Below are 25,884 nucleotides of genomic sequence, written 5' to 3' on the forward strand. Positions count from 1 at the left end.
CAAGGCAATATTGAGTAAACGATAAACTGTTAGACTGCTTTATTATTTTGTTACGCAAAGAAAGGAAATATAAGTGTTAGACAATATGCTTAACATCCAAGAACTTAATATTTTAGATATGATAGAGAGTGAGGATGATTACCGATTTTTGGTTGAGACTACTTCTTCCTCTCCCTCACACTGTCCAAAATGCGGTACTGTTGCAAATTTATATAAACATGGTAAGAAAAAACAGCTGTTCTATGACTTACCAATGCACGCTAAACGTGTTGGTATTTATGTAAAACGCCAACGTTATAAATGTCGAGAGTGCAATGAAACATTTTTTGAAGGTTTACCAGATATGGATGACTATCGATCTGTTACTAATAGGCTTAAAAATTGGATTCAAGAAGCCAGTCTTGAAAGGACTTTTACCAGCGTTGCAGATGAAATAGGCGTTGATGAAAAGACTGTACGAAACATCTTTAATGACTATGTTGCAGAACTTGAAGCACAAACAGATTTTAGGACTCCCAAATGGCTTGGTATTGATGAAGTTCATTTGCTTAAAAATTATCGTTGTGTCATTACAGATGTTGAAAACAAATCAGTAGTTGACATTTTACGAAAACGTAATAAAGATACGGTGATTAGTTACCTTTCAAAACTTCAGGACATTGATAAAATTGAACTTGTTACAATGGATATGTGGAATCCTTATAAGAGTGCTGTTAATACAGTGATACCACATGCAAAAATCGTAATTGACAAGTTCCATGTTGTTAAATTAGCCAATGAAGCGTTAGAAAAAATACGAAAGGCTAACCGTCAAAATGTGTCAGCCAAAGAACGTAGGCAACTCATGAGAGATCGTTATGTGCTTCTTAAAAGACGAAAAGACCTTAACGACTTCGATGATCAAATAAAGTTGCAAGTATGGACTGATAAGTTCCCATTACTTGGTCAAGCATACGAACTTAAAGAGCATTTCTTTGACATCTATGAGGCTGAGTAAATTGATGAAGCATATAAACTGTACCAAAACTGGCTTTCAAATGTTCCTAATGAATTAATGACATATTTTAAAGACCTGATAAATTCAATGAATAACTGGGAAGAAGAGATATTCAACTATTTCAATTCTCCTATTATTAACGCCTATACAGAGTCCTTGAACCGTTTAATTAAGACTATGAATCATGTTGGTCGTGGTTACTCTTTCGAAGCCCTTAGAGCAAAAATTTTATTTACACAAGGCTATCGTAAAGTTAAGAAGAAAAAGAAATTCAAAGAAGTTGAAGTTACTTTTGGAAAAATGTTACCTGATCAATTCCCGATTTGGGCACAAACTGGTTATGAATGGGTGTATGAAGAAATTTATGGTGCTGATTTTTCCACACTGACTAAGGCTAGAGGAGGGTTCTTTTTAACCCTCTTTCCACACTATTTTCCGATTACCCGAAAAAATTTAGTTCCTACATTACGTTCACTGATCCAATTTTTGCGAATGATCCACTCTTTTAATTGGCCGAGTGTAGGGCGGCCGGGATCTTGCTTGATCATGTTCCAATCTGAATAGGTGGATCCTTCTTTACTTTGAAATAATGCATCTAATCTTTCTTTCTCTTTGTTGCTTAGAGAGTCTGACACAAATTGATATAAGGTACGATAGGCCACTGCATGAATATGATCCACTGCTTTTACCAGAGTGCTAAATGCGGGTAGCTCATAACTATGTTTCACTAATTCGTCAATGGCAACATTGATGATATCGCTCTTTGCATCTTTCTCCGACACTGAGTTCTCCATTGCTGTTATCATTACTTGACGAGCTTGTACATCGAACGCTTTTACCTTTCGATACTCACGGATCATAGCAATTTGACGAATACCAGTACCAGAACGGTGATAAGATTCCAATGTTTCTAAATCAGGAAGGTCAAGATTAGATACTTTCGCTATATGTTTGATAATGACTTGTGGAACATCTGAAATGGGGACAAAATAGTTGAGACATTGGAATGCTTTCAACATAATCATAAGCCCCAATTGAGAGAATGAATTTCGTGCTTTTGTTTTGGCCCAGGTAATCTCTTCTGGCGCAGGGGAAAATAGCTTATCTAAATCTTTCGGTGTCGGGCTGCTTTTTAGCCTAGGATAAGCCGTTTCTTGAATACTAGGCATAGTATAATCTCCTTTATGTTAATCGATGCTTGTATAGCACATTTTCTTAACCAAATACTTTTTCTACTGCTTGTTCTAAGTCTTTCATTGAAGGAGCTGCATATCTTCGAGTTACATTTACATCGCTATGCCCCATGAGTTCAGCAACTGTAGCAATATCTACACCAGAGGAAACAAGTTCTCTTCCATAAGTGTGCCGTAACATATGTGCATGAACACCCAGCTTTTCGAAGACCCTTTGAACTGCCCGAATGGACATCCGTTTTTTAAAGTTAGAGAGAAATAGTGCTTGATCATCGTCCTCGCGGATTTCTAAGTACCGACGAAGATGGTAACGTGCTTCAGATGGAAATGGAACGGTACGAGCAATTCCACCTTTACCATCACGTACAACCACATTGCCCGATCGCTCACCCATATGAACATCCTCCCGGTTTAAAGCCGTTAATTCAGAAACACGTAAACCAGTATAAAGTAGCAGGTAAGCAATTGCTATCGAACGAAGGTTACCAGATCGCTCTAGTTCACGGAACATCCGGTTACGATCATTCCGAGGTAACGATTTAGGAGAAATATGTCTGGTATGGCGAATTTCAGGACGTTGGATGTTTTCGACCAAGTGAGATTGCCCAAGGTACCGAGCATAGGCTACAATAGCACTAAATTTTGGGGTTAGAGTAGTTGCTTTGTTTCCTCTATCTTGCAAATGTTTGATGTATTGCTGGATATCATAACGGGTTAATTGATCCAAATCACTGGCTTCAGATTGTAACCACTTGTGAAAGTTGTTTATATGTCTGAGGTAATCATCGATTGTTTTCTCTCTTTTTCCTTGTTCAAGAAGATAGTATTTAAACTCATTGAGTTCTACGTCACTTTTTTTCACCATTAACGACCCTCTTTTTTAAATTTATTAGTCTATTATAATGAAAAAGTGACGCAGAAGACTAATTATATGATACTTTTAAATCAGGAAAGTTCCCCAGTGTTTTTAAGTCAATGTGCATGTTCGATGTGTTTTATTTTTTTACAGCATGAATGTAATGAATGGTCTCAAAGGCTGATAGGTAATCTTCTCGATTGTTAAAATACAGTTCATTAATTTTATCAGGTGATAAATGTTCATAAATGAGTAAACCTGATTTCTCTAACATCTTTTCGATTTCAAAGTAAGAAAAACATGATTTCATTGGTTCCCCGCCTATTGAAGCCATTTTCACCATATTTTCAACTCTATTAGAGGTTCCTTTTTCTTCGAATAGTTTTTCGTCTGCATAATCAAGAACGATCGAACTTCCTGGTGGAACCTTGGTGAATAAATAATCTATTAAGCTTGAAACTTCCTCTTTAGTTAAATAGTATGAAACACCTAAAAGACTAAAGAACGTCTTTTTGTTATCAAATCCTTTACCTATTAGGTTTTGATAGGACAACTTTTTGGTGAAGTCCATAGAAACAAAATGAATATTACTTGGGATTTTTAAATTAGCCTCGTCCAATCTTTGCTTTTTAAATTCCTGTGTAGTGGGATGATCAATTTCGAATATTTCTAAGCTGTTTTCCAATTCTGGATGTCGGAAACTAAAAGTATCTAATCCAGCGCCAAGTATGACATATTGTCTTAATCCTAACGCTACCTCATTAAGTAATACTTTTTCGCAATACGCAGCACGTGATAAGGTTATTGGAGAAAGTTGGACTTGTGTAATCCATTTTAATATTTCTTCTGTATTTCCCTCGAATTTTTGTGCGATATCTTTGTTGAAGAAATGTATGCCTTGAACCATATTCTCTTTGATGTCATTGAATTCTTTTTCAGAAATTAAGTCTTTAGCTATATAATCATTAAAGATTTTAGGGGTATCAAATTGACTATGATAGGATCTGCCAAAAGCTGATATTAACGAAGTTACACTTGACTCATCTTTCTTCATACAAACACACTCCTTCATTGTAGAACAAAAAAATAGGATTCCCCTGGCCAGGAGAATCCTATTATATACCTTAAAAATATAAAAGTAAATTATAGCATAATTAAATTTTTTTGTCAAGTAAAATTCATTGATCACAGCTTTTTTCGTACAAATATTGACACCTAGCAAGCGTTAAATGGATAAAAAGGCTTTTCTTTAAGTGGCTCAAAAAAGAAGGAATTCTTGCCGTACCCCCTATAGAAGGTAAAACAGACAATACCCAAACAAAGACAGGAGAATTGCAAAAAGCGTACATCCATACGTTGGAAGGAAACCCTGGAATTCCTACCCCAGTTATTCGTCAAGCTTACTTTATATGTATAACACAGGCGACCAAAACTATTGATATAACAACACCCTACTTTGTACCAGAAACAGATATTATCATGGCATTAAAGACAGCTGTGGCTCGTGGTGTGCACGTAAGATTGCTGGTTCCTCGCCACATTGATCAAAAAAGCGTGGGCTATGCAAGTCGTACCTATTACGGGGAACTTATAGAAGCTGGGGTCCAAATCTACCAGTACAATAAAGGAATGTTACATGCGAAACTGATGATCATTGATGAGGAAATTGCAGAAGTAGGCGCAGCAAACTATGATATGAGAAGTTTTCGCCTGAATTATGAGGTGTGTCAAGTCGTGTACAGTGCTGATGTGGCAAGGGAACTCACAGAGCAGTTCGAGAGGGATCTTACTGATTCTGTACCATTAAGAATTGAAGACTTGTTGCAACGATCCCTGACCGAGCGCATTGTTGAACAAGGTGCTCGTCTGCTTTCTCCATTATTATAAGTTGATGTATCCTGTTTTTATTGTTCTATCTTAAATCTAGATTTAACTTTGTTTTTAATATATTTCTGACTTATTTGAAAAAAAGTCGAAAACCCGTGTATTATAAGAACTTCCAACATGGGTTTTTTCTTATTTACGATGGAAATTCATTACTAAAAAACGGTAATACTAAAAAGGCAGCTCAAAGAGTTTGAATTCAAAAATATCTGTTACCTTTTCATTTAAATATAGAGGTGATATCAATAGATAATATATTTGAAAATCTTAAGGAAATACGTTTATTAGAAGATAAGCTCTATCATTTAGAATTAAATGGTTGGCTAAAAAATGAGTTTTTAACTTGGGAATGGTGGATACTAGTCGTTTTTTTAGTTGTGCCTTGGGTTATATGGGCTAAACTTGTTAAACGAGACATTATTTTAGAAATTTTGTTATTTGGTACCATAATTATCTTGACAACAACCTTATTAGATGTAGTTGGTGCACAATACAGTTTTTGGGATTACCCCATTGCATTCCTACCTTTTATTCCTAGGGCCTTTCCTTTTGATTTTTCAATGGTACCTGTAGCTTACATGTTGTTATATCAATATTTTAGAACATGGAAATCTTTTATTTTAGCCCAGATCATTATGGCACTAACATATGCCTATATAGGTGAACCCTTTTGCGAGTGGGTCAAACTTGTTAATTATTTAGAGTGGAGATACAGATATTCATTCATATATTACATCATTGTTGGAATTGTAACTCGAGCTTTAATACTAAAACTAGCCTCTTTATCTAAACCTCAAGATCTTACAACTAAGTAAAATTTAAATTGGAGGAAAAAACTTTGGAAGAAGTTAATATTGGTTTACTGACGATCAAAGTCATCGTTGGTTTTGCAACTTTATTTTTTATCATTATCATAACAGGCAGAACATCCATCTATCAGTTAACCTCGTTTCACTTAGTTTTTGTGTTAGTACTTGGAGATTTTTTAGGAAATACCATTTATGAAGATAAGGTAGGGATTTTTCATTTTTTATATGCCATCGGATTGTGGACGTTTCTTATGTTGGGAATAGAGTTTATGACTCTAAAAAATAAATCGACACGTTCTCTCTTATTAGGCAATCCTAACATCATCATTCGAGATGGTGTTATGGACAGAAAGTTACTTACAAAGAACAAATTGGATGTAAATCAAGTATTGAGTATACTCCGTCAAAATAATGTCTTTTCAGTTCGCGAAGTCAAATACGGTATATTGGAAGCTAATGGGCAAATAAGTTTATTATTAAAATCCAAGTATCAAAAACCAGACAAGCAAGATCTCAATCTTCCAGAAAGTCCAGTAGACCTCCCAACATCGTTAATTATAGATGGGGAAATTTTATGGGATAATTTACATAAACTCGGATTTGATCAACAGTGGTTAGATAACCAATTAACTACCAATGGATATGATAATTTAAAGCGTATACTTTACGCAGATTGGCGAGAGAGTGAAGGCATACATGTAAGTCCTAAATAAAATTTGTTAGGATAAGAGCACATCAATTTTCTTGGTGAATATAAACTTTAGTCTTCAACAATCAGGCGCTTTAATGAAGTAACTAAAGCCTAATTTTTCACTTATAACACCGAGAAATTAGACTTTTTATATTTTGGTTTCCTTAACGTTGTAAATCCGCATTTTCCTGACGCTACCCCTGTAATAAAAAAGCAAGGTTCCAACAAAAGAACCTTGCCTTTTTTCCTGTATTTAAATGATAAAGTCCATATCCTCTTGATAAAAAACTCTACGTTTTGGTCTTGTCCCTGTCAAGTAGACAACATAAAAAGCTAAGCAGTGAGCGCGTGTCGATATTCTATCGGCGCGCGTTTCTTTAGTTTCTTTTGTCTGCGTTTGTAATTGTAATGGTAAATGTAATCCTCAAGAGCTTCTTCTAGTTCTTCTTTTGACCTACACTTATTTATATACAGCTTCTCAGTTTTGAGGTGTGAGAAGAACGATTCTACACAGGCATTGTCCAGGCAGTTTCCTTTGCGAGAGTGGCTGCCCTTGATGCTGTAATCCTCTAATCGACTGCTGTATAGCTTTGACGTATACTGAAAGCCTTGATCTGAATGGAGAACGGCTTCAGCTACGTCTTTTTTCTTTGTCCACTTTGATACTGTATTTAACACAAGTTCCAGATCATTTCTCTTAGATAGCTCCCAACTTACTATTTCGTTATTAAAGAGGTCCTGGATAACCGATAAATAATAAAATTCATTTCCAACAGACACATATGTTATATCCGTTACCATCTTTTGATTAGGTCCTGCAGCCCTGAAATTTCTTTTAAGGCGATTAGGAAAGAGGATAGAAGGATTACGACCGTGCCATTTTCTCTTCTTTCGGATGACAGATTGTATGTCCATTTCCGTCATTAGTCTATAGACCCTTTTGTGGTTGATTAAATACCCGTTTTCATTTAATTCATCTGTCATACGAGGCCGGCCAAATTCAGGATTCATGAAATGAATCCCCAAGATGTGCTCTCGAATGTCTTGTTCATCCTTAGCCTTCTCTTCCCGTTTAACAGTCGTTTTTCTCCATTTGTAATAGCTAGCCGGTTTGATATAGGCAATCTCCAGCAGCCAGGAGACCGGATAGGTACCTCTTAACTCATCAACTAGTTCATATTTTATTCTTCTGGGGATGTTTCCTCCTCCTTTAGCAGATTTGGATACTGCTTTTTTAGAAATTCAACCTGTGCTTTTAAATAATCTCTTTCCTCTTCAACCGATTTGAAATTAGTCCTAGGCCTACCTTTTAAAGGGTTAGAGACTCCTGAACGCTCATCAAACGGTACTCCATCTTTCCATTTCTTAACCCATACTTTAAGCTGGCTGCAGTTACGGATTCCCAATTCTTCTGCCAATACTTTATAACTCTTAGAGCCATTCACGTATTTTATGACGGCATTATGTTTAAACTCTTCCGAATAGCTATTAAAAGTTTGTCCTTTCTTTGCCATAGAAAAAATCCCCTCCAAGTAGTATTCTTTCCTCCATGGTAACATGAAGGTTTTTTTGAATGTCTACTTAAAGGGGACATTAACATTTTTCAGAATAATAACCAGGGTTTAATTTTTCCAATGCCTCTCCATACGGTTCAATAACGTACATAGGAGATACCTTAATTTCTGACTTAACTATACAATCCATAGAGTTTATAAATTTCTGTATGGTTTGCGGTATAGGTAAGTTGGCAGCGGCCTCAATAGTTTTCTCAATCACTTGAGAGTTATAGATATCTGACCAGTAAATATCTATTAATTCTTTTACAACTTTTTCTGTGTTAGAAGGTAATTGGTTAGCACTATTTTTTAACATACTTTTTCCCCCTAATTTAAAGATTACTACTTGGAGAATTTACGATATTCTTCCTCCATGATCGGATCATCAAGTACATAGCCATTAAATATGATTTTTAATGCATCATCACTTGAATGCTTCCTATTGCATATCATATCTTTATACACTAATTTTAGCAGTGCATCCTTTGCTACGAGCATCTTCATTTGTTCTTCTTTGAATACTATTTCATTATGGGAATACACATTCTTTCCTCCTATAAAAAAGGTTGTTCTTTAGGTCAAGACTGTTAGTTTATTGTCTCTAAACGAGCTTCAAAATTTTCCCCTGAGGCGTGATTACCTTAACGCTGACTTCACGTCGTGTGCGAATTTTTGTAATCGTGGTCACACTGCCATTATCGTGCACTTTCTTTTCCTCACTCGGAATTTTTTTCACAAGCTCTAGTCCCTGTACAAGGTGATAATTATCTCCCTCTCCAATTTCTCCATTAACGGCTCCAGAAGCTAGTAAGAGAGCCAGTTGGCCAACATTTAAGGGTAGAATAGGGTTGCCAATATCTAGCTGGCGTGGTTTAGAACGGTTTTTAAAGGCCTGAAACCCTTTACTTTTTCGAATCCCTTCAACAAAATCTGATTTATTTGCTAACTTGGTATAGAATGTCCTTAATTTTTCTACTCCTGCAGGAACACTCCACTTTTTATTGGCAGCAACGAAGCGGTCTACCGGTGTAACATTTTCCATCACAAATTCATCAGATTCCATTTGAATAAGGAAGTCAAACAGCTTTTGATTAAATTCCTTATGCTTACCTGTCTTTTTATTACCGATAAATATACACTGACGGAAATCATCATAATCATCATCCGAAAATCTCATCATGCCTACATTATAAAAATGTGTGGCCAAAAACCTAGCGATCCGCTTATCGGAATAACGATAAGAAGGAATCACATACATTATGAGACCTTGTTCCTTAAGATATTTGGTGTTTCTGTAAAGCTCAGTCCACTCTTTTCTGTCAGCTGATTCATCATCTATCCCTTTCATTGTGAAATCGTATGGGGGATTTAAGTATAAAAATGATACAGCTTCATTTTGATAGCGATAGGTAAGGTTTTGATGCTATCTCCACCTTTTCCCCCGCTCCACACCGTACATGAGATTTTCACCTCATACGGCGTTCCACCTAGTTTAGAATCTAATTGGTTTTAGATTACAAGCCTTGCGATATTGGTTAACTTTCTGAATTTGCTTTGCCTTCAGATTTAGTAACATAAGGTATCGCCCAATAGTGTCTTCGTCAGAAGCGTGAATCAGTCTATGCACGTTTTTATGGATGATCCTTAGATTGTCAAAGGAATCAATACCTCCTTCTTTTCTAGGGGTAAGATGGTGACAATGAACATCATCCGCATACAAAAATTCTCCTGTAATATCACAACAACCCATTTGCATTGAATAACGTGAAAGACGGTTGTCTAGGTATTCTGCGGTACCCTCAGGGATATGGGATTTCATCAATTTAAGAATTTCACCCATGATTTCGGGTTTCAATTTCTTAGAAATTAGCAATCTCCCTTTTTCCGTGAATGGTGTTAGATCCTGTGAGAAATTCAGGTTTGTTTTGGTCTTAATAGCTTGCATAGGATAAAGGTAGATACCGTTTATTACCCATGCTCTGTATCTGGACCAGCCATAGAATTTTTTGTATGTTGGTGGTGCATTACTTGTATAAATCCGCTTTCCAACTTTTGATAACCTATTGTATATCAGTCGGGATAACCTGTGGGACAGGTCGGTAAAGTCGTTACTAACATGAGTCGCATATTTAAAGTAGTTATGGATTCCTAAAATGAAGCTGTTCCAATTCATAAGGTTTTCTCGGGAAGGGTTTTTGCGAATATTCAAGATATGCTTTCTGGCACGTCTCAAAATTTGCTTCTTCTTTTCACTCTTTATATTACTTTTTGAAAAGTAACTGCTGCCCTTTGAGGTTGCTTTTAGAGTGAAACCTAAGAAATCGGTGCTTCTTTTTCGGAGATTTACTACTTTGGATTTATCCGGGTTGATGTCTAATTTGAGCCTTTCCTTTAAGTAATCTTTTACCGCGTGAAACCATTTGAGTGCAGCTTTATGGTTTCTTGAAAAGATTTTAAAGTCGTCAGCATATCTCACAATGTAGCCTTCCTTTAAATTGGTACGTTTTAGGGCGGCTATCTTATCACCTTGTCTTTTGTATGAAAACTTCGATGGGTAGTTCTCCCATTGATTCGAGATCCATACATCTAAGTCATGTAAGACTATGTTAGACAGAAGTGGTGAAATGATACCTCCCTGTGGTGTTCCTTTTGTTGGAATACCTATACCTTTAATGGGGGCTTTTAACATTTTAGAGATTATTGCTAGAACTTTTCTATCCTGTATGCCTATATTCCAGATTTGTTTCATTAACCTACGGTGATTTACGTTATCAAAGAAACCTTTAATATCAACGTCTACAACAAAGCGTAGTTCAGCCTGGTTGATTAATGAATCGCAACGGGATTTGGCATGGGATGTACTTCTTAAAGGTCTGAAACCATAGCTGTGTGAATAGAATTTCGCTTCACAAATTGGCTCCAAGACTTGCTTAAACATCTGTTGGATAATCCGGTCAATCATGCTAGGAATTCCTAATGGACGTTTATCTCCATTGGGTTTAGGAATATAGACTCTCCTGACCGCTTTAGGTTTATAATCCACTAATTGCTCTTGGATAAGAGTGATTAGTTCCTCTTGGGATTTTAGTTTATAGCTGTCTATCGTAATTCCGTCAGTTCCAGGAGTTTTAGACCCTGAATTTGACTTGATAGTTCTATAAGCTAAAAGGATGTTGTCTCGACTGGTAATTATCTCGTAAAGTTTATTAAACTTTTCACCGTTCTTACTTTTCTTATATAATTCAGAAAAGATCGGTGTTAGTCCGTAGTACTCCCACTGTCGCAATCTCGTCTGCACTGTGGCAACTCCACCTTTCTTTGAGTTGTCCCCACATTCATACTCGACCGATGCAGCTCATCTATTAAACCAAATTTTAGTTCTATCCTAGACTTGGGCCTATCCCTCCACTATGTTTCCATAGTTTCATAGGTACTGTGGCCCTACTTTCACGACAACGAATGCATTTCGATACAAGGTATCTTATAGCAACCTTCCCAGTAGTGACTGATATATAGAAGTTTGTCGCTTACGACGTTCCGAATTAATTAGCTATACATATAAACTTAGGTGCTGACTCTGAGCCTGTGAGCTTAATATCCTCATGGTTGGATATGTCGGTTTTCATAGTCATCTGCTTACTAGTCGACACTCACCTCGCTGTTGCGAGCAGAATACTTTCGTATTCCTATCATATAGACCCGTTCATTCGCCAGTTCGTCAGTTCTTTTTAGAACATTCTCACCATATTTATTTTGTAGCCCCCCGACTTATCATCATCCATATTCAAAGAACTTAGGTTGATTTCAGCCGACTTCGCCTGGCTTCAAACATCTCTGATTCACTATTAGTAGATGCATGCAGGAGTCTTAGGGAAAGAGTTTCAGCTCAACATGAAGGCTTTCATTCCTCTTTATCATTAATTCAGTTGTAACTATTCCTATTACGAATAGCCCCTTCTTTTCCTAGATTGCTCTAGTTATAGAAGAACGCCTCGCACAATGACCATAGATTCAATAGGTGCATTAATTGTATGGTCTAATACAGATTTTGCTTTATCCGCTCTTCCCTTATCCAACTCCACACCATATGTAGTAATCCTACAATCTTCTTTCTGAAAGGCAGCTGTTAGTTGTTTAAGGATTTCACCCTCACCGCATGTGGGATCTAGCCACACTCCGCTCCCTTCAACTTCTAATAAGTGAGCGAAATACTCACCTTGTCGTTCAGGAGTGGCAAAGAAGCCAGCCCTAATTTTATTTCCTACATGACTCATTTAATAATCCTCCTAAAATATTATTCTTAGTATCTGTCCAAGTCCGAAATCCAGCCTTTTCGTAAAAGTCCTGATAAGGATCGCGAAAAGTATCTAAGTATTCTATAAGCTCATTGAGTTGGTCCCTTGATACCTCACCTTTTTTGTAATGATTCCTTAGGTGGGTCAAAGCAACCACTTTGAACATCTTATCTTTCTATGCAAACGCACTTTGAATCCCGAAGTAAGCTAAAAAGGGAATGTACTCCTTGGCCTTTTAAAAAAACGGTTCGGTCACTGCTGAATCGAGATAACAATCTGGCAGATTCAAAAAAATTCCTCCTTCATAATTAAAAAAGAAAGGGAAACACAAGACCCTTTCTTCATTTTGGAGATCTATTAATTTTCAATCCGAAGCCCTAAGATTGAACAAATGGCTTTTAAGGAGTCAGACTCCGTGATATCCATTTCTTCGAGTTTAGTAAGCTCCTGATCCTCCAAAATTTCATAAGTATCAGTATGGAGGTAAATTTCTAAATAACCTTCATCTTCCGATTCCTGAAACATAGGAAGAAATCCAAACTTTTCTCCAAAACTTACTTCTAGGTATTCTCGTATCTCCTCAGCACTAGCAGAAAATATATTAGACTCATCTAGTACACGATATTTTTTCATTCTATGCCTCCAAATTCTTTTTTAAAAAGGAAAAGCGCTCATTCACAAAGGAACGAACGCTTTATTCTCTCCAATCTTAAAATGGCCATTCCTCATGGGTTTCAACGCTACCAGGGAACGGGTCGTCATCATGGGATTGGTTATATTGATGATGATCTCCATTACTATTTTCATTGATACTTTTCTTTGTATCGAGAAAACGTACATCTTCTGCTACAACTTCCATAGTATAAATCTTCTTATTGTCTTTCATATAAGATCCAGTACGAATAGAAGCAGTAACACTAACTAAACTACCCTTGTCCAGGTATTTATAACAATTGTTAGCAGTCTTTTTAAACGTTTTTATCTGAATAAAGTCAGCTTCACGTTCACCGTTTTGGTTTGTGTAATTACGATTAACAGCCAATGTGAATAGGCAAACTTTCTGTTCATCACCTTTAATAATAGGCTTTTTTGTAAGTCGCCCCACTAGGTTAAGGCTATTCATTAACAATACCCCTTTTCTTTTAATGAAGTAAAATTCCCGTGATGACCAATAATAATGTGATCTAATAAATCGATCCCCACTAGCTTCCCTGCCTCAGATAATCTTTTGGTAACTTCGATGTCTTCCCTTGAAGGATACGGGTCTCCGCTAGGATGGTTGTGACCAGCTATTATTGATGCTGCGCTTAGTTTTACTGCCTCACGAAAGATTTCTCTAGGGTGTACGATACTTGCATTTAAAGATCCTTTAAATATTGTCTTACGCCCAATAACCACATTTTTTGAGTTAAGAAATAGCACCTCAAAATGTTCTTGATCTAGTGTAGACATATCAGACATATATTTAGCAGCATCTTCAGGACTTCTGACAATATAGCTATCCTCAAACTTATATTTGTTGAGCAGTCCAGCAAGTCCAATACAGGCGATAATTCGATCTGCAGTTGTTTCACCAATACCTTCATATTGAAGTAACTCTTCTTTAGATAATGAAGAGAGCCTTTTTACTCCTAATGAAGACAACTGGCCAGTTACAACTGGTTTTGCTTTCGGTCCAATTAATACTGCTAACAAATTTTGTAGAGAAGTATTTTCAAAACCATAAAAGCCTAGCTCCTCTTTCGCAATTGCAAAATGATTTTTCAATGTTTCCAACAACCTTTCTTAAAGTCTCTTAAATGCTTTCTTAAACTAATTGCCTCTTACTCTTCGATGTCGAAGAAGTACCCGAGAATGGCTTTTTTGGTACGCTGAATAAAAGAAGGTCTTACCTCATAATTAGTGCTCATATGATAAGTTTTCTCTCCCTTTAATCTCCACATTATTGTTTCTCCAGTTGCATTCTCGACAGCTGCAATAAACAAGAGTATCTCTTGTGTAGCAGACTTCCTATCAATAGACTTTGCTCGAAAATAGCGACGCTCTCCATTTCTAAGAAGTATCTCTGCAGAAATGCGATACCTGTCATTTGAGGGTAAAAGCCTGATTTCCTTTCTACAATCCTCAATAACATCTCCTGGTTTTCCTAATAACAGTGACATTGTAACAGCCATTTTCTTTTCCACCTTTCTGGTATATTTTTTATTAAAACGCAAAAAAGCGTCCTCCAGAATGACTCTAATAAACACAGAAAAATGTGTAAAAGAATCGTTCCAAAGAACGCATACGTTTAATAAACATAGCCCGCTAACCAAAGATTGGTTGCTAAAAATAATAAAATAATAAAATGTTACAAATTTATTTTACTATTATTTGGATTTATAGGCAATATTTATTTATTTATTTATTGCTGTCGGATACCTTAAAATCCGTAAATAAAGGCATATGATCACTTAATTTAATCCAATTTTCATGTTTCCCTACTTCCATTTTAATTAGCGATGGTAGTATATGTGTAGAAGTAAAAATATAATCGATATGAAATGGTCTTGCATATTCTTTTCGAAAATAGTGGGTAGGCTGTGACTCATCACCATGCTCTTCGTTATAAAAATGATGGTATGTACTAGTTATACCCTTACTTTTCAATAGATTGACAACATCCGTGTGCGTACCAACCCTCCTGATATGATCAAAGTTCTTATTGCTATTCCAATCCCCAGCAATAACACAGGGTTCCTTCAACAAAGTGTCATAATATTTTAGGGCTAAATATATTTGACCAATGTAACTTTCAAATTTTGCTTTTGTATTTTGTGACCATACCGCAAAGAGAATAAAATTCCGTTTTCCAGTTACCAACAACGGAATAATATAGCGAAAATCCTTGTTATACAAAGGGTGAAGTTCAATTTTATAATGTTCATTTAATGTAAATATTCCAATCCCCTTATTAACTTTCTCACCAAACCAAAGGAATTGATTAACGTCTTGGAGTTTAGTTTGTCCCCATTTTTCCGGAGATTCGGATTCTGGAATAATTAAAATATCTGCTTGATAGGGTTTTAAGTGTTCCAATTTATCTCTAAAACGCATTGCAGCATTCCAAACAATTAGTTTCATCTAGATACTCCTATATAAGTTTTATAGTATTTAAGGGTTGTCAGAGATACTGCAAAAACCAACACCGAAATCATTTGTTTTTTCTTATACTCATATCCTCCTTTTTCCTATTAATTAACACAATTTAAAATATACCGTGAAATTTGTAGATACTTAGGCCTATATTGATAGATATTCTCATTTTCGACAATAACATAATCCAACCTCAGCCTGGTTTTAACGTACACTTTTTTTATGAAACCAATGAGAAGTAAGTTTTCAGCGTGGCTCAACTCTATTTACAGGTCAAGTGACTCACAAAAAAACATCAAACACATATTTAAGTCAGAAGGAGAATACCAGGCATACAGTCGGTCGCTATGGTCATACAGGTGTACGAAAACCGGTACAGAAACTCTGTCCGGTTTTTTGTAATTTTCAAAGATAAATAGTGATTCGACTAATCGGCGAAAAGAAAACACCTCTCCAAAGAAAGGTGTTTTTTATCAGCTGTCCTGTTTTATAAACGACTCCAGTTCATTCACCTTGTCGCCATTCGTTAAGTGTGACACTCCAAAAGAATTCCCTTTGCCGCCCTTATTGATGGCAACGTCCAAATCGTTGAGTAATTGTCCCATGTATTGATACGCCGTCTCCATGCTTGCCGGTACGGGTTTCCAATCCTCAGCATTTTCAAGGTTGTCCTTTTCTTTCCCCGTATCATCGATATGGGCGGTCCGTTCAAATTGATCATGGCTTATTCCAGCTGCAAGCATTCGCAAGTTGGCAAAGTCCTCATCGAAACTTTCATTTTTGTCATCAATATAGTGCTGCATATTTTCATAGAGTTCATTGGCTTTTGTATAATAAACAAATCCAACATCTTCTTGCTTTAATTCATCAAAACTTTCCTCCGGTGCCCGATTGAACTCCGCCGCCATTTCAGCAATCCATTCTTTTGCTTCCGGAGAAAATTCAACCGTATCATTTTCAACCGCGGCTGGCTGATCGTCCGTTTTCGTAACCGATTTAGCGTCATTTCCATTACATGCCGTCAACAATCCGGCTGCCAACATACCGACCAATCCGATTTTAATGATTTTCAATAAAACAGTCCTCCCTTTAACAGAAACCATGACCCGCATTCTTCTAAAATGGATGATGGCAATCTTCTAATATTTCACATATCCATTATATTCGTCTTTCCAACCATCTACAAGAGTTCTCGCAATGTATTGATCTTAATTATGATATACTTTGTGCGATAGGTTCTCAAAGGTAAGGGAGGGTTAAATCTAATGATCAAACGTAATAAGATGGCCATCATTGGCCTTGGTGTCAGCTTATTCCTTCTGCTCATACAATTGGTGATGGATACAAAGGGTATTTACTTTCAACTAGGGCCGCCATCCAAAGGCATCGGGCATCATACCATAAGCGCCTTGCTCATTATTGCAGCCGTCATTTCAGCTGTATATATGTTAACGGATAAAGGGATGAAATGGTTGGCGATAGGGGTTGGGATCTTTTTCATCTTAGTGACTAGCGCACCGAATCTGCTCATGGAAACCAAATACACCACGTTCTCCTCACCCGATCAAAGCGAAAAATTTGTGGTGATCGAAAAAGGGTATGTCAAACTTTACCAGATTTCCAATACAGGCTTATTCATGACCGCTTTGACCAAGACCAGGCTCGATGTCGATCGGGAATACAAACCATTTTCGGAAGGGACCTATGAATTGGAATGGGAGTCACCCAATACATTAATCGTCCATTATGCTTTTAATTATAAGCATCAGTTTAAAACGATTGAATTGCAATACCAAAACGATTAACTCGACGCCAAATTCAAAGAAGAAAGGCTAACCGCCATATGGTGGTTAGCCTTTTTGATTCGAGAACTCTATTCTTCGTTTGATAGCCGAACAAGGATGTCCTTGAAGGCCCTGGCGACTTCTTCTCCTTGCTCAATCGAATAACCAGGAGTTTCGAATGCAAACATGAAAAGCCTTCGAATCTCCAACATACCCGCCTCATCCGATGTCAGTACGTACGTGCTTTGAGATTGCACTAAATTAGGGTCTCCCGAGAATCGGCTTTCAAAGAACAGACTGAACCGTACTTTATATCTATCTTCATAGTAATGTCGCAATAAACTATTTATTGGTTGTGGGATATTGAGTAGCATATTTCCGATGTTCACCGCATCCACATCCCCTATAAAATCGGTCATTGAAAACCTACTCTTGGTTTCATCGAGATGCCCAATTAGGTGTAATGCTGCGTCATAAGCTGAGTCGAAACCCTCTGCAACCGCAGATGTCCCAGCAGCGTCAACCAAATCCCCGGCCCAACCAGCAAAATCCACAATGGCCTTATTGATCGTTCCATGATGTAAAACACTATTCAGGGTGGCTGCTAAATGATAAACACCTATATCGACCTTAAATTTTGGATCGTAGATTTCATTAATGGTTGGGTTATATAATTGACTATCTACCTTAGCCATAAATTCGTCATCCAAAAAACCAGCTGCCATATTCCAAAGAGATCCAAAATAACGCTTTCCTCTCAGATATTGGCATACGAGTATATTTGCCTCTGGAATATCCCCACCCGTGTGATCAAACGCAATATCATAGATTTTATCCACTAAATCAAAGAATACGTGGTTCGACATGTCTGGATTGTCAGGGTATTGAGCTTGAGGGTCTACTTTGCTTTCCCCATTGTATCTGCCAGACTTGATATTGTTGTCAATTTCGATTTGGCCAGTACCAGAACCGATCGAAATAGTGGAAATTTGGTCAAAAGCCCAGTTCCCAGGGAGAGGGTAACCAAGGTTACCACTATATCCAGTGGACATGCCGCTCACAAAACTTGTTGTGGCCAACCCTTGCGCAGAAACTCGGATACAAACCGCTCTTGGCCCGTAAACCCCGATTTTATAAATACCCCCAAGATTACTCATTCTCTCGTTCACCCCAATAAAATAAGGAATGATATTCTCTGTTATTTCGTGACCAAGGACGTCAAAATCCACAGCAAAATAAATGGTTGTACCCTTCAAGAAGCCATACTCCCTGGCGGCATTCAACGCCGCCTGAGCGTCAATGCGACCTTGTTCAAGACTGAAATAGTCCAAATAACTCCCGATTGTCTGATAGATTGGGAAGACAGTCAATCCAGCGTTGAAGATGTTCTGCAGCTCACCAGGTTGAATTTTTTTATTCAACGAGGAATTAGGCACATTCGTTAAGTAACGCCCCACTGTCTGATACCCTGCCGCTTTCAGTGCTTGAGCCCGCGCAGGGGTAATCATGGTTACACAATCACAAGCCGTCCCTTTTCTAGTTGAATCCCCGGTACTCACTAAAGCGGAAAGCCATGTTTGCTTTCCAGTGACACCATCAGCAGGCAACATGCAAAAACTTTGAAAACTCAGTACGGCTTGTCTGACGGCACTGTCGTAAATCCCGCTAAAGGCTCCAGGGTCAAACCCGTTCACATAGAGGGCATATTGGAGCAACTTAACAAAGTTGCCACTGCTACCTAAACTTAATGTCGGCAATCGGTCCCTGGTCGTCGGGCCCACGCTGCCTGTTTGAAGGCTTGGCTCAATCCCTTCTTCTGTTTGAATGCCATAGATCAACGCTCTATTCGTTCCTCTTTGATAATGGCCGTCACATGGCTGCACGCCGGATGTTGTATAATATTTGTTATTCAATTCCTGCTGCATTTGCCGAATTCTAGGATCGCCGCCGATTGTCAGAACATAGGCATCCATGGTCAGGAACGCTTTAAACACGTAATCATATACTTTTCCGTTACGAACGGGCAATCCCGCATCGGTTTGCAGTCGAATCACGGCATTCTTTAAGTTCTCATCAAAAATTCCATGGAAGCGGCCTGGATCATAACCTTTGCAATAACAAGCCCCTTGTAGGATTTGAACGATATTTTTCCCTTTCGTCGTTTCGGGTACTTTCCCAAATTCCATTTCACCCCAAGCCTTATAAGCGGAACTTGTACCAGGTCCAAAATTGTCGGCCGGGGTTCCAATCCCCAATTCAATCTGCAGGGCACGCGTGAGGGCATATACCGTTGACCACCCTGTTTTTCCGTTTTCCGGAGCTGGCACATAACCGTTTCGTCCTCCATATGTGCTGTTGACCCATTCTTGAACCATTAAGACCATTAAATCCATATCCAAACACTCCTTCGTTTTAGTTTGTACTTACTCATAGGAACTTCGGGGAAGCGTTCCCCACGTTCCTATGAATAGCTACTTAATAGAGAAAGACTCACATGGTTAAATACAACCCGTTTACACAATTTTTTTCCCGTCCCCCAAATCTCATGTATGATTCATCGCTGCGCAACGTCTCGTTCTTTGAGTTGCTCCATCATTTGAAAATAGCCTGGAGTGTTTTCCACATCAAAATTTTTTATACAAAGTAACAATTTCATTTTGATCTCTTGCGATAAATCTTCCCTATCCTGATGGTTGGTTTGGTTCAGGGAAGATAGAATTTTCGGGGAAAACATCTCGATAACCCTATTCATTGATTGAACATCCGTCTTGGATCGTTTTACAAGCGTATATAAACTATCTCTCATCTATGTTCCTCCCTCTTACTTGCCGTTTCGAGAAAATCTCTCATTTTCTTCAAAGCCCTCGCATGACTTTTTGAAACTGCCTGCTGGGATCGATTTAATTTATGGGCTATCTCTGAGTCGGTCAAACCATGAAGATAGGCCAAACTTATAATTTGGCGCTGATTTTCCGTCAATTGCCGATACCCCTCGTATAGCCAATAATTCGTAAGCTGGTCCTCGATCCCGAATGACATCTCAATCTCACTAAGTTCGTTCTTGAACTCTGTTGTCGCCAGCACATCGAGGAGTGATGTTTCTGTTTCGCTGCTCAAAGGTTTATCCAAGATCAATCTAAACCTATCAGTATTTTGTCTATGCCTCTTATCAAAGTTGATGGAGTGAAAATGAATGGTCTTAGATAGATAGCTAGTAAACCTGATCCGAAAGTAAAATTCCTTAAACGATTCATCTAATTGATGGATTAAATGATCGTTTGGGCCTTCAATTACCTGTTTTAATAGCTCCATATTTTCCGGAATGGCCAAAAATGAATGAATGATAGAGTTTTTCAATTGATCTTCGTTCGCCTTCAAATACCCTGTCAAATCCGTCGATAAATTGCGCATTTTCAAACGCCCACCTTCCTTTTCGGAACGTACGTTCGTATTGATGACCAAAAAAAATAGGTCTTTCCTATTTGACTAGCTTTACCTCTCTTAAATTGTACCAAAATTTTGTATAATTTTGGAGAATTTACGCAGACGATTTCATTTATCCTAATTTTTGTTTATGACCTCCGCTAATTTCAGTATGACTTCTTCTAACTTTTCCAGTTTCCTCTCAAACCTCAAAAAGAGGTAGATCGTAATCACAATAGGGAATCCAAAGTTGCCCAGAATAGTAGTCCATAAAGGAATATCGATTGTACTCATAAAAAATCCTCTCTTTATGCTTATTTTTTTCCTACCTAGTAGATAAAGAACGTTCGGCACTAGATTTTACAACCCTTAACACGATTTTTTTATATAAAAAACCTCCCAGGCAAAAAATCACATGAGAGGTTCCTTTTCTTATTCTCGTGTCGTCACACAGCTGGGAATAGCAGGCGTTTAGTGTCTAAACACTGGCGAATAGCAAACGCGCGCCCCAGACGCATTTGGCTCTACTTTTAGGCGATAGTCAAAATTGTTCCTAGATAAATTGAATGTTTGGGAGATCCCATCGTTACTGTATCCGGTGCGTGATCCTGAATCAAACCACTGCCCGATATTATGATCCCATCGTTGCAATGTCATCGTGTATTTGAATGTACATGGGGTATTCACACGGACACTGCCAGAGATAGCACTTGCTGAGTAAGATGAACCGCAGACGGTCACCCTTGTTTCACTTGAACAGATACCTGGATACGTTTCTTTACATGCCATTTTGTTCCACACTCCTTAATTTTTTTGGTTACGTAATCATAAAGAGCCATGCCGGTTCCTTTTCACAACCGTTCGGCAAAACTTTTTTATGATCGGTATTTTGTACTTGGGTAATAACAAAAGAGAAGCCAAATTGAACCCTGTATAATTAAAGAACGTAAAAAAGAACCAAGGAACTCTTCTCAGTTCTTTGCTCTGCCAATTTAATTTCATCATGGATTTTGTCTATTTTTTGGGAAAATATATTGGTGAGGTGATTAGATGGAATTTAATTTTGAAATTATCAAACAATCATATAATGTTTTAAAGGTGGATTACCGCCAAGACGAAGGTAAAACGTATTTTGTATATGGATATCGAAATGATGAGGCAGAATACGTCCCCTCAGTTTTTTTAAACTCTGGGTAGTGTCCATCCTCAATGAACTTTTCCATTAATCTTGCAGCTGGTATTCTACTCATTTCTTTCACTTCATTAGGTTCCCTAATCTAGTATTGGGAACCTGAGAATAAGTTCCCCACTAGAAAGGGAGTATGGAGTTCTAAGATTAAGCCACTAAAACAATGACCTCTGGTTCAAAAATTGACCAAGTTAAGAAATCTTTCTTGGCTTGTTCCTGGTTTTCTGCATATAAGTAAACGGTTTCATGAAGTATACAATAGTAAGAGATTTGATACAGAGATAAAGGTCTCCAGTTTCCCGCTTGTTCTGCATGTTCAATCTCCTGCAGTTGGTTTTTGATCTTTTCATCTCCAATAATGTTTCCATGTTCTATGCGTAGAGATATAGTATTTTCAGGTCCCATAACTACAACTAAAGGACAATTTCGTACTGTATGAAGAAAGCTACACAAATTATCCTCGTTCACAATTACATCCTTAGCAAACTTATGGCCGCTTAGTAAAACTCTATAAATAATTGACTCCATTTTTTAATCCCCTCCAGGTTAATAAGTAATTGAAAGTTCAGTATCAGATAAAAGCTCAGAAGAAACTGAACGAATGTCTCTACCATGTTTAGCCTTTAAAATTTGGCGTACATGCATATCATTAACAGCTGATAATACTTCCTTTTCCATGACCCAACCCTCTGTTTTATGAACATAGAAGGAAACCTGGTAAGCATTCCGATGGCACCTATCCCCGTTAAAGAATTCCTGGCTAGGTAATACAGCAGATACTTTATCAAGTTTAAGAAAAATGGGTGGTTTATCTTCTCCTTGCTGAACATCAATCCACGCTGGCTCATTTAATATGAGATGATGAATATGAATATTGCCCTGAATTACGACTTCACCATTTCGATAAATCTTTTCAGAAGTAACAATAAACTGCGTTGCATCTTTGGTGTAAAACTCAACCATTATGCGATATCCTCCCTTTGAAACGAAAACAGATTGAAATCATTCGGCTGCAGTTCTTCCCGAATAAGATCAATCTGTTTTATACAATCCGCCAATATTAGTTTTTTATTTTTTCTGCTATGAATTTTAATTGTCACTGAGTCATTTACTAGAACAATGTTAATTCCATCTTTGAAAAATAGCCCTCTCGCATCTATCATTTTAAATGATGGCCTTTTACGCATCTCTTTCATCCAATTAGCATGGAACATTGATGGATGTTCAAGTATAAATTCAATCCCTGTTACATATGCACCGAGGCATCCTAAAGATAGATCAAATAAATACAACCCTCCAGATAAATCACAATTAAATGTAATTCGATACCCTTTTAGCGAAGTTCTAGGCTGGTTTTCAAATGGCTCAATACGAAAAGTTGAACCATCAATAGCCCATTCAAATCCATTTCTCACCTGTTTGAAGTGGATACTCTTTAAAGCTTTTCCTAACTGTTCAGGCTCAATCGGAGCAAAGCATGTTAACTTAAACATAACAATCTCCTCCATTTCGCCAGAAAAAATTAGCCTTTGTTTTAAACATTAACAACACAACCCTTCTATAAAGTTTTTACTTTATAGTTTTAATGATTCTAATGGGCCCCCTCTAAAACGCAAAAAAACGCCCTTTAGAATGTTCTAAAATAAACACAAAAATAGTGTTTTCTAGATCATCCCAAAGGACGCATATGTTTTATATAAGGACCTGCTAACCTAAATATGGTTGCAATAAAATTACAAAATCAATAAAAACTATAGTTTGATTTTACCATTTCTCACCATCCTAGTTCAAGCTTTTAAAATGTTATGACAAGCTTCCACAAACTTTTGTTCATCTGCAGAAATCTCCAGTAAGTACTCAGCTTCTTCTTTTGTAATGTATACTTGTTGGTCTACCCCTTCCTCATAAGACAAATTTAACCCTGTTAGATTTTGTTCATTAAATTCATTAATATAAGATGTCAAAATTTCAGGAGTAGTAAGAGAAATACCGTTCTTTATTTCTTTTTCCTCTTTTGTTATATAAATGAGTTCAATAAGGTTATTATTTTCTTCATTTCTAAAAATTGTTCTCTTTATATAAAATAGTACATTTAAAATGACTTCTTGTTTCAATTCTATCATCCTTTAACTATAGATTTTCTTAGTTTTAATTTACAAGATGAATGTAGGTTTAATTGTATTTTTTCACAATAAATTAGAGTACAAATTTAAAATCAGTTGCTATCAGTGGTTATTTTCCAATTGATTTATCTGGTTTTTTAAATGATCAGTAGGATAAACCTGATGATACTCTACTTTATCTTAAGCTAATTATTCCCCCTAATAATATAAGGTTCCATAAAATTTAAGATACTTTTGTTTAATAAAGTATACTAAAAAATTCCTTTTCTTAATAGCGAACACAAGTTCGTGATTGCATAAAATGTTAAACTAGAATGGCTAATTTATAATACATTTATCCTTTTCTAGAGTAAATATTTTCTTGCAACAATTTTTTAGGACTTTATGCATATCTGATACTTACCCTCTAATTTGTTTATCAAACTTCAGTTCTCGATCAATATACCTACTGCATTTTCCTAGATATTTCAATTAGTTATTCAATAAAAGTGGAAAACAACTAAAAAAATAGGAAATTCTTTAATAAAAGTTCAATTTCTTGAACTATATTGTTTTTATTGATGCTTTATCTGTAAATTTCATACCCGTTCATCGACAAACTCCCCTACACACAACTTACAATATATTACTAAAGATAGTAAAATATACATATAACTTGTTATAGGAAGGGGGGAGGAAATGCTTGAGAAGTTTACCTTTGGCCAACAGATTAAATATGTACGAACAATAAAGAAAATAAACCAAAATGAACTAGCAAAGGGAATTTGTTCGATTTCATATCTATCTAAGATAGAAAACGGAGTCATTTACCCGAGTGAAGAAATTAAAAATTTATTAATTAAGAAATTAGGTATTGAGGATAGCACTCTTAACAATGAATTTGGAGAAAGAGAGATTCAAGGATTTTATAACTTTCTGCTAAATAAGGACATTCAAAATGCAGAGAAAGTTTATAAGGAACTTTTAAATAAGGACTTTTCAGAAGCGTTAAATTTGAGATTTGAAGTTATTTCTATTTTCTACTTTGTGGAAAGAAAGCAGTTTAAAGAACTCCCCCATTTGATACAATCAATTTTTTCAAAAGAAGCCCAGCTTCCATCTGAGTTAAGATATTTCTTTTATAAAGCATTAGGTTATTATTACTACCACACCCAAAAGGCAGAGAAATCATTATATTTTTTTGAAAAATCAGTGAGCCTAGTTACGATGTTTACGTTAAATAATTTAGAAATAGCTGACCTATACTATGCTTACTCGCTCGCTGCCGCAAGATTGAAAAAAACCGCTATTTGTTTAAAATATTGTCAATCAGCACTAGAGATTTACCAGGAGCTTTATCTTCTAAAGAGATGTGTGGACTGTCATGTTTTATTAGGGATTACTCATCGAAGGAATAATAATATGGAGGAAGCAATTTCTCAGTATAAAACCGCTTTAGACTTAGCTGGCCAGATATATTACAAAGATATTTACTTAACAATCCAGCATAATTTAGGGTTTCTGTACGGTGTCATCGGAGAGATAGATAAAGCAATTGATCTTTTTCAAGAAATTTTAAGTAAGGAAGATCAATTGACCCCTTATGTTCACGTTCAAACTATCCTTTCTTTAGTTAAGGAATTACATAAAAGAAATAACAATAAAGAGGCATTTCAGCTAGTTCAAAAAGGCTTTGAATTGTTGATTAAACACCCTGACTTAAAAAATCAGTTTTATTTAGAATTTAACTTTTATAATCTATTATTGCTTGATAAATATGAAGAATTACAGAAATTATTGTTCTCTAAAGTAATTCCCGCGTTGGAAATGGAAAAAAAGTATTTTTCCTTATCTAATTACTGTCTGTTTCTGGGGGATCACCATTATGCTAATGGAAAATATAAAAATGCTGCTAAATATTTTGCGTATTCAAGAGAATTTCTTAATAAATCAAACCTAACCAAATAAAG

At 36.7% G+C, this 25,884-nt stretch carries 27 protein-coding genes and 3 pseudogenes; 6 read left to right on the forward strand and 24 right to left on the reverse strand.

All coding sequences use genetic code 11. The features are described 5' to 3' along the window. Nucleotides 1-118: 118 nt before the first annotated feature. Nucleotides 119-1,213 (forward strand): annotated as a pseudogene (locus NSQ49_RS25090) (ISL3 family transposase); the annotation flags it as partial. Nucleotides 1,214-1,425: 212 nt separating this feature from the next. Here the strand turns inward: NSQ49_RS25090 and NSQ49_RS25095 are convergent. The 3 genes from NSQ49_RS25095 to NSQ49_RS25105 all read right to left on the reverse strand — a co-directional run bounded on the left by NSQ49_RS25095 (nucleotide 1,426) and on the right by NSQ49_RS25105 (nucleotide 4,100). Beyond that, the gene (locus NSQ49_RS25095; protein ID WP_159868090.1) at nucleotides 1,426-2,166 is read right to left on the reverse strand and encodes a DUF4158 domain-containing protein; all 741 of its coding nucleotides are present in this window, start codon (nucleotides 2,164-2,166) and stop codon (nucleotides 1,426-1,428) included. A gap of 46 nt (nucleotides 2,167-2,212) precedes the next feature. Then, complete coding sequence (locus NSQ49_RS25100) at nucleotides 2,213-3,055, reverse strand: tyrosine-type recombinase/integrase (protein ID WP_236566283.1); 843 nt, start codon at nucleotides 3,053-3,055, stop codon at nucleotides 2,213-2,215. A 130-nt stretch (nucleotides 3,056-3,185) separates the two neighbouring features. Further along, nucleotides 3,186-4,100 carry a class I SAM-dependent methyltransferase gene (locus tag NSQ49_RS25105; protein ID WP_159868093.1) on the reverse strand — a complete coding sequence of 305 codons (915 nt, stop codon included), beginning with the start codon at nucleotides 4,098-4,100 and terminating at the stop codon, nucleotides 3,186-3,188. A 266-nt stretch (nucleotides 4,101-4,366) separates the two neighbouring features. On the opposite strand from NSQ49_RS25105, the pseudogene NSQ49_RS25110 reads away from it, so the two are divergent. From NSQ49_RS25110 to NSQ49_RS25120, 3 genes and pseudogenes are all read left to right on the forward strand, one after another. Further along, nucleotides 4,367-4,933 (forward strand): annotated as a pseudogene (locus NSQ49_RS25110) (phospholipase D-like domain-containing protein); the annotation flags it as partial. Nucleotides 4,934-5,166: 233 nt separating this feature from the next. Continuing rightward, entirely contained in the window at nucleotides 5,167-5,745 is a 579-nt protein-coding gene (locus tag NSQ49_RS25115) for a CBO0543 family protein (protein ID WP_009336498.1), read from the forward strand. A 23-nt stretch (nucleotides 5,746-5,768) separates the two neighbouring features. Beyond that, nucleotides 5,769-6,452 (forward strand): DUF421 domain-containing protein, encoded by a 684-nt coding sequence (locus NSQ49_RS25120; RefSeq protein ID WP_159868096.1) that lies wholly within the window; start codon nucleotides 5,769-5,771, stop codon nucleotides 6,450-6,452. A gap of 311 nt (nucleotides 6,453-6,763) precedes the next feature. Here NSQ49_RS25120 and NSQ49_RS25125 read toward each other — a convergent pair whose 3' ends face one another. The 13 genes and pseudogenes from NSQ49_RS25125 to NSQ49_RS25180 form a co-directional block, all read right to left on the reverse strand. Then, nucleotides 6,764-7,672 carry an IS3 family transposase gene (locus tag NSQ49_RS25125; RefSeq protein WP_445662641.1) on the reverse strand — a complete coding sequence of 303 codons (909 nt, stop codon included), beginning with the start codon at nucleotides 7,670-7,672 and terminating at the stop codon, nucleotides 6,764-6,766. Then, nucleotides 7,612-7,944 (reverse strand): transposase, encoded by a 333-nt coding sequence (locus tag NSQ49_RS26780; protein WP_396106433.1) that lies wholly within the window; start codon nucleotides 7,942-7,944, stop codon nucleotides 7,612-7,614. The genes NSQ49_RS25125 and NSQ49_RS26780 overlap by 61 nt, the downstream gene beginning before the upstream one ends. A gap of 79 nt (nucleotides 7,945-8,023) precedes the next feature. After that, nucleotides 8,024-8,302 (reverse strand): hypothetical protein, encoded by a 279-nt coding sequence (locus tag NSQ49_RS25130; protein WP_159868102.1) that lies wholly within the window; start codon nucleotides 8,300-8,302, stop codon nucleotides 8,024-8,026. A gap of 26 nt (nucleotides 8,303-8,328) precedes the next feature. Beyond that, on the reverse strand, nucleotides 8,329-8,529 hold the full coding sequence (locus NSQ49_RS25135) for a hypothetical protein (RefSeq protein WP_159868105.1): 201 nt from the start codon (nucleotides 8,527-8,529) through the stop codon (nucleotides 8,329-8,331). A gap of 58 nt (nucleotides 8,530-8,587) precedes the next feature. Then, a pseudogene (locus tag NSQ49_RS25140) lies at nucleotides 8,588-9,379 on the reverse strand (DUF6094 domain-containing protein); the annotation flags it as partial. 99 nt (nucleotides 9,380-9,478) lie between these two features. After that, complete coding sequence (gene ltrA, locus NSQ49_RS25145; RefSeq protein WP_341071709.1) at nucleotides 9,479-11,284, reverse strand: group II intron reverse transcriptase/maturase; 1,806 nt, start codon at nucleotides 11,282-11,284, stop codon at nucleotides 9,479-9,481. A 679-nt stretch (nucleotides 11,285-11,963) separates the two neighbouring features. Next, entirely contained in the window at nucleotides 11,964-12,260 is a 297-nt protein-coding gene (locus tag NSQ49_RS25150) for a DUF6094 domain-containing protein (RefSeq protein WP_341071711.1), read from the reverse strand. 378 nt (nucleotides 12,261-12,638) lie between these two features. Continuing rightward, nucleotides 12,639-12,914 carry a hypothetical protein gene (locus tag NSQ49_RS25155; RefSeq protein ID WP_009336504.1) on the reverse strand — a complete coding sequence of 92 codons (276 nt, stop codon included), beginning with the start codon at nucleotides 12,912-12,914 and terminating at the stop codon, nucleotides 12,639-12,641. Nucleotides 12,915-12,990: 76 nt separating this feature from the next. Continuing rightward, a complete protein-coding gene (locus NSQ49_RS25160; protein ID WP_019379597.1) occupies nucleotides 12,991-13,404 on the reverse strand; it encodes a single-stranded DNA-binding protein in 414 nt (137 codons plus the stop codon). After that, nucleotides 13,404-14,060: a RadC family protein gene (gene radC, locus NSQ49_RS25165; RefSeq protein ID WP_159868108.1), complete on the reverse strand. Its 657-nt coding sequence runs from the start codon at nucleotides 14,058-14,060 to the stop codon at nucleotides 13,404-13,406. The genes NSQ49_RS25160 and radC overlap by 1 nt, the downstream gene beginning before the upstream one ends. A gap of 44 nt (nucleotides 14,061-14,104) precedes the next feature. Continuing rightward, a complete protein-coding gene (locus tag NSQ49_RS25170) occupies nucleotides 14,105-14,455 on the reverse strand; it encodes a DUF6018 family natural product bioysynthesis protein (protein ID WP_159868111.1) in 351 nt (116 codons plus the stop codon). Between the two features lie 226 nt (nucleotides 14,456-14,681). After that, nucleotides 14,682-15,404 (reverse strand): endonuclease/exonuclease/phosphatase family protein, encoded by a 723-nt coding sequence (locus NSQ49_RS25175; protein ID WP_159868114.1) that lies wholly within the window; start codon nucleotides 15,402-15,404, stop codon nucleotides 14,682-14,684. Between the two features lie 485 nt (nucleotides 15,405-15,889). Then, nucleotides 15,890-16,489, reverse strand: coding sequence for a hypothetical protein (locus NSQ49_RS25180; protein ID WP_159868117.1), 600 nt, complete (start codon nucleotides 16,487-16,489; stop codon nucleotides 15,890-15,892). 192 nt (nucleotides 16,490-16,681) lie between these two features. On the opposite strand from NSQ49_RS25180, the gene NSQ49_RS25185 reads away from it, so the two are divergent. After that, the gene (locus NSQ49_RS25185) at nucleotides 16,682-17,221 is read left to right on the forward strand and encodes a hypothetical protein (protein ID WP_159868120.1); all 540 of its coding nucleotides are present in this window, start codon (nucleotides 16,682-16,684) and stop codon (nucleotides 17,219-17,221) included. Nucleotides 17,222-17,289: 68 nt separating this feature from the next. Here the strand turns inward: NSQ49_RS25185 and NSQ49_RS25190 are convergent, their stop codons facing one another. The 8 genes from NSQ49_RS25190 to NSQ49_RS25225 all read right to left on the reverse strand — a co-directional run bounded on the left by NSQ49_RS25190 (nucleotide 17,290) and on the right by NSQ49_RS25225 (nucleotide 23,926). After that, nucleotides 17,290-19,593, reverse strand: coding sequence for a glycoside hydrolase domain-containing protein (locus NSQ49_RS25190; RefSeq protein WP_159868123.1), 2,304 nt, complete (start codon nucleotides 19,591-19,593; stop codon nucleotides 17,290-17,292). 161 nt (nucleotides 19,594-19,754) lie between these two features. Beyond that, on the reverse strand, nucleotides 19,755-20,006 hold the full coding sequence (locus NSQ49_RS25195; protein WP_159868126.1) for a helix-turn-helix domain-containing protein: 252 nt from the start codon (nucleotides 20,004-20,006) through the stop codon (nucleotides 19,755-19,757). Then, nucleotides 20,003-20,611: a sigma-70 family RNA polymerase sigma factor gene (locus NSQ49_RS25200; RefSeq protein WP_159868129.1), complete on the reverse strand. Its 609-nt coding sequence runs from the start codon at nucleotides 20,609-20,611 to the stop codon at nucleotides 20,003-20,005. The genes NSQ49_RS25195 and NSQ49_RS25200 overlap by 4 nt, the downstream gene beginning before the upstream one ends. 150 nt (nucleotides 20,612-20,761) lie before the next feature. After that, nucleotides 20,762-20,917, reverse strand: coding sequence for a YvrJ family protein (locus NSQ49_RS25205; RefSeq protein ID WP_113885506.1), 156 nt, complete (start codon nucleotides 20,915-20,917; stop codon nucleotides 20,762-20,764). A 1,042-nt stretch (nucleotides 20,918-21,959) separates the two neighbouring features. After that, nucleotides 21,960-22,340, reverse strand: a complete 381-nt coding sequence (locus NSQ49_RS25210; RefSeq protein ID WP_159868132.1) for a hypothetical protein — start codon at nucleotides 22,338-22,340, stop codon at nucleotides 21,960-21,962. A gap of 18 nt (nucleotides 22,341-22,358) precedes the next feature. Further along, nucleotides 22,359-22,775: a hypothetical protein gene (locus NSQ49_RS25215; RefSeq protein WP_159868135.1), complete on the reverse strand. Its 417-nt coding sequence runs from the start codon at nucleotides 22,773-22,775 to the stop codon at nucleotides 22,359-22,361. Continuing rightward, nucleotides 22,775-23,305 carry a hypothetical protein gene (locus tag NSQ49_RS25220; RefSeq protein WP_159868138.1) on the reverse strand — a complete coding sequence of 177 codons (531 nt, stop codon included), beginning with the start codon at nucleotides 23,303-23,305 and terminating at the stop codon, nucleotides 22,775-22,777. Before NSQ49_RS25220 ends, NSQ49_RS25215 begins: the two co-directional genes overlap by 1 nt. Nucleotides 23,306-23,599: 294 nt before the next feature. Next, nucleotides 23,600-23,926 carry a hypothetical protein gene (locus NSQ49_RS25225; RefSeq protein ID WP_113885545.1) on the reverse strand — a complete coding sequence of 109 codons (327 nt, stop codon included), beginning with the start codon at nucleotides 23,924-23,926 and terminating at the stop codon, nucleotides 23,600-23,602. Nucleotides 23,927-24,613: 687 nt separating this feature from the next. Between NSQ49_RS25225 and NSQ49_RS25230 the strand changes: the two genes are divergently transcribed. Next, nucleotides 24,614-25,882 (forward strand): tetratricopeptide repeat protein, encoded by a 1,269-nt coding sequence (locus tag NSQ49_RS25230; protein ID WP_251283958.1) that lies wholly within the window; start codon nucleotides 24,614-24,616, stop codon nucleotides 25,880-25,882. Nucleotides 25,883-25,884: the final 2 nt, after the last annotated feature.

Source organism: Cytobacillus sp. FSL R5-0377 (assembly GCF_038004385.1).
GTDB lineage: Bacteria > Bacillota > Bacilli > Bacillales > Cytobacillaceae > Cytobacillus.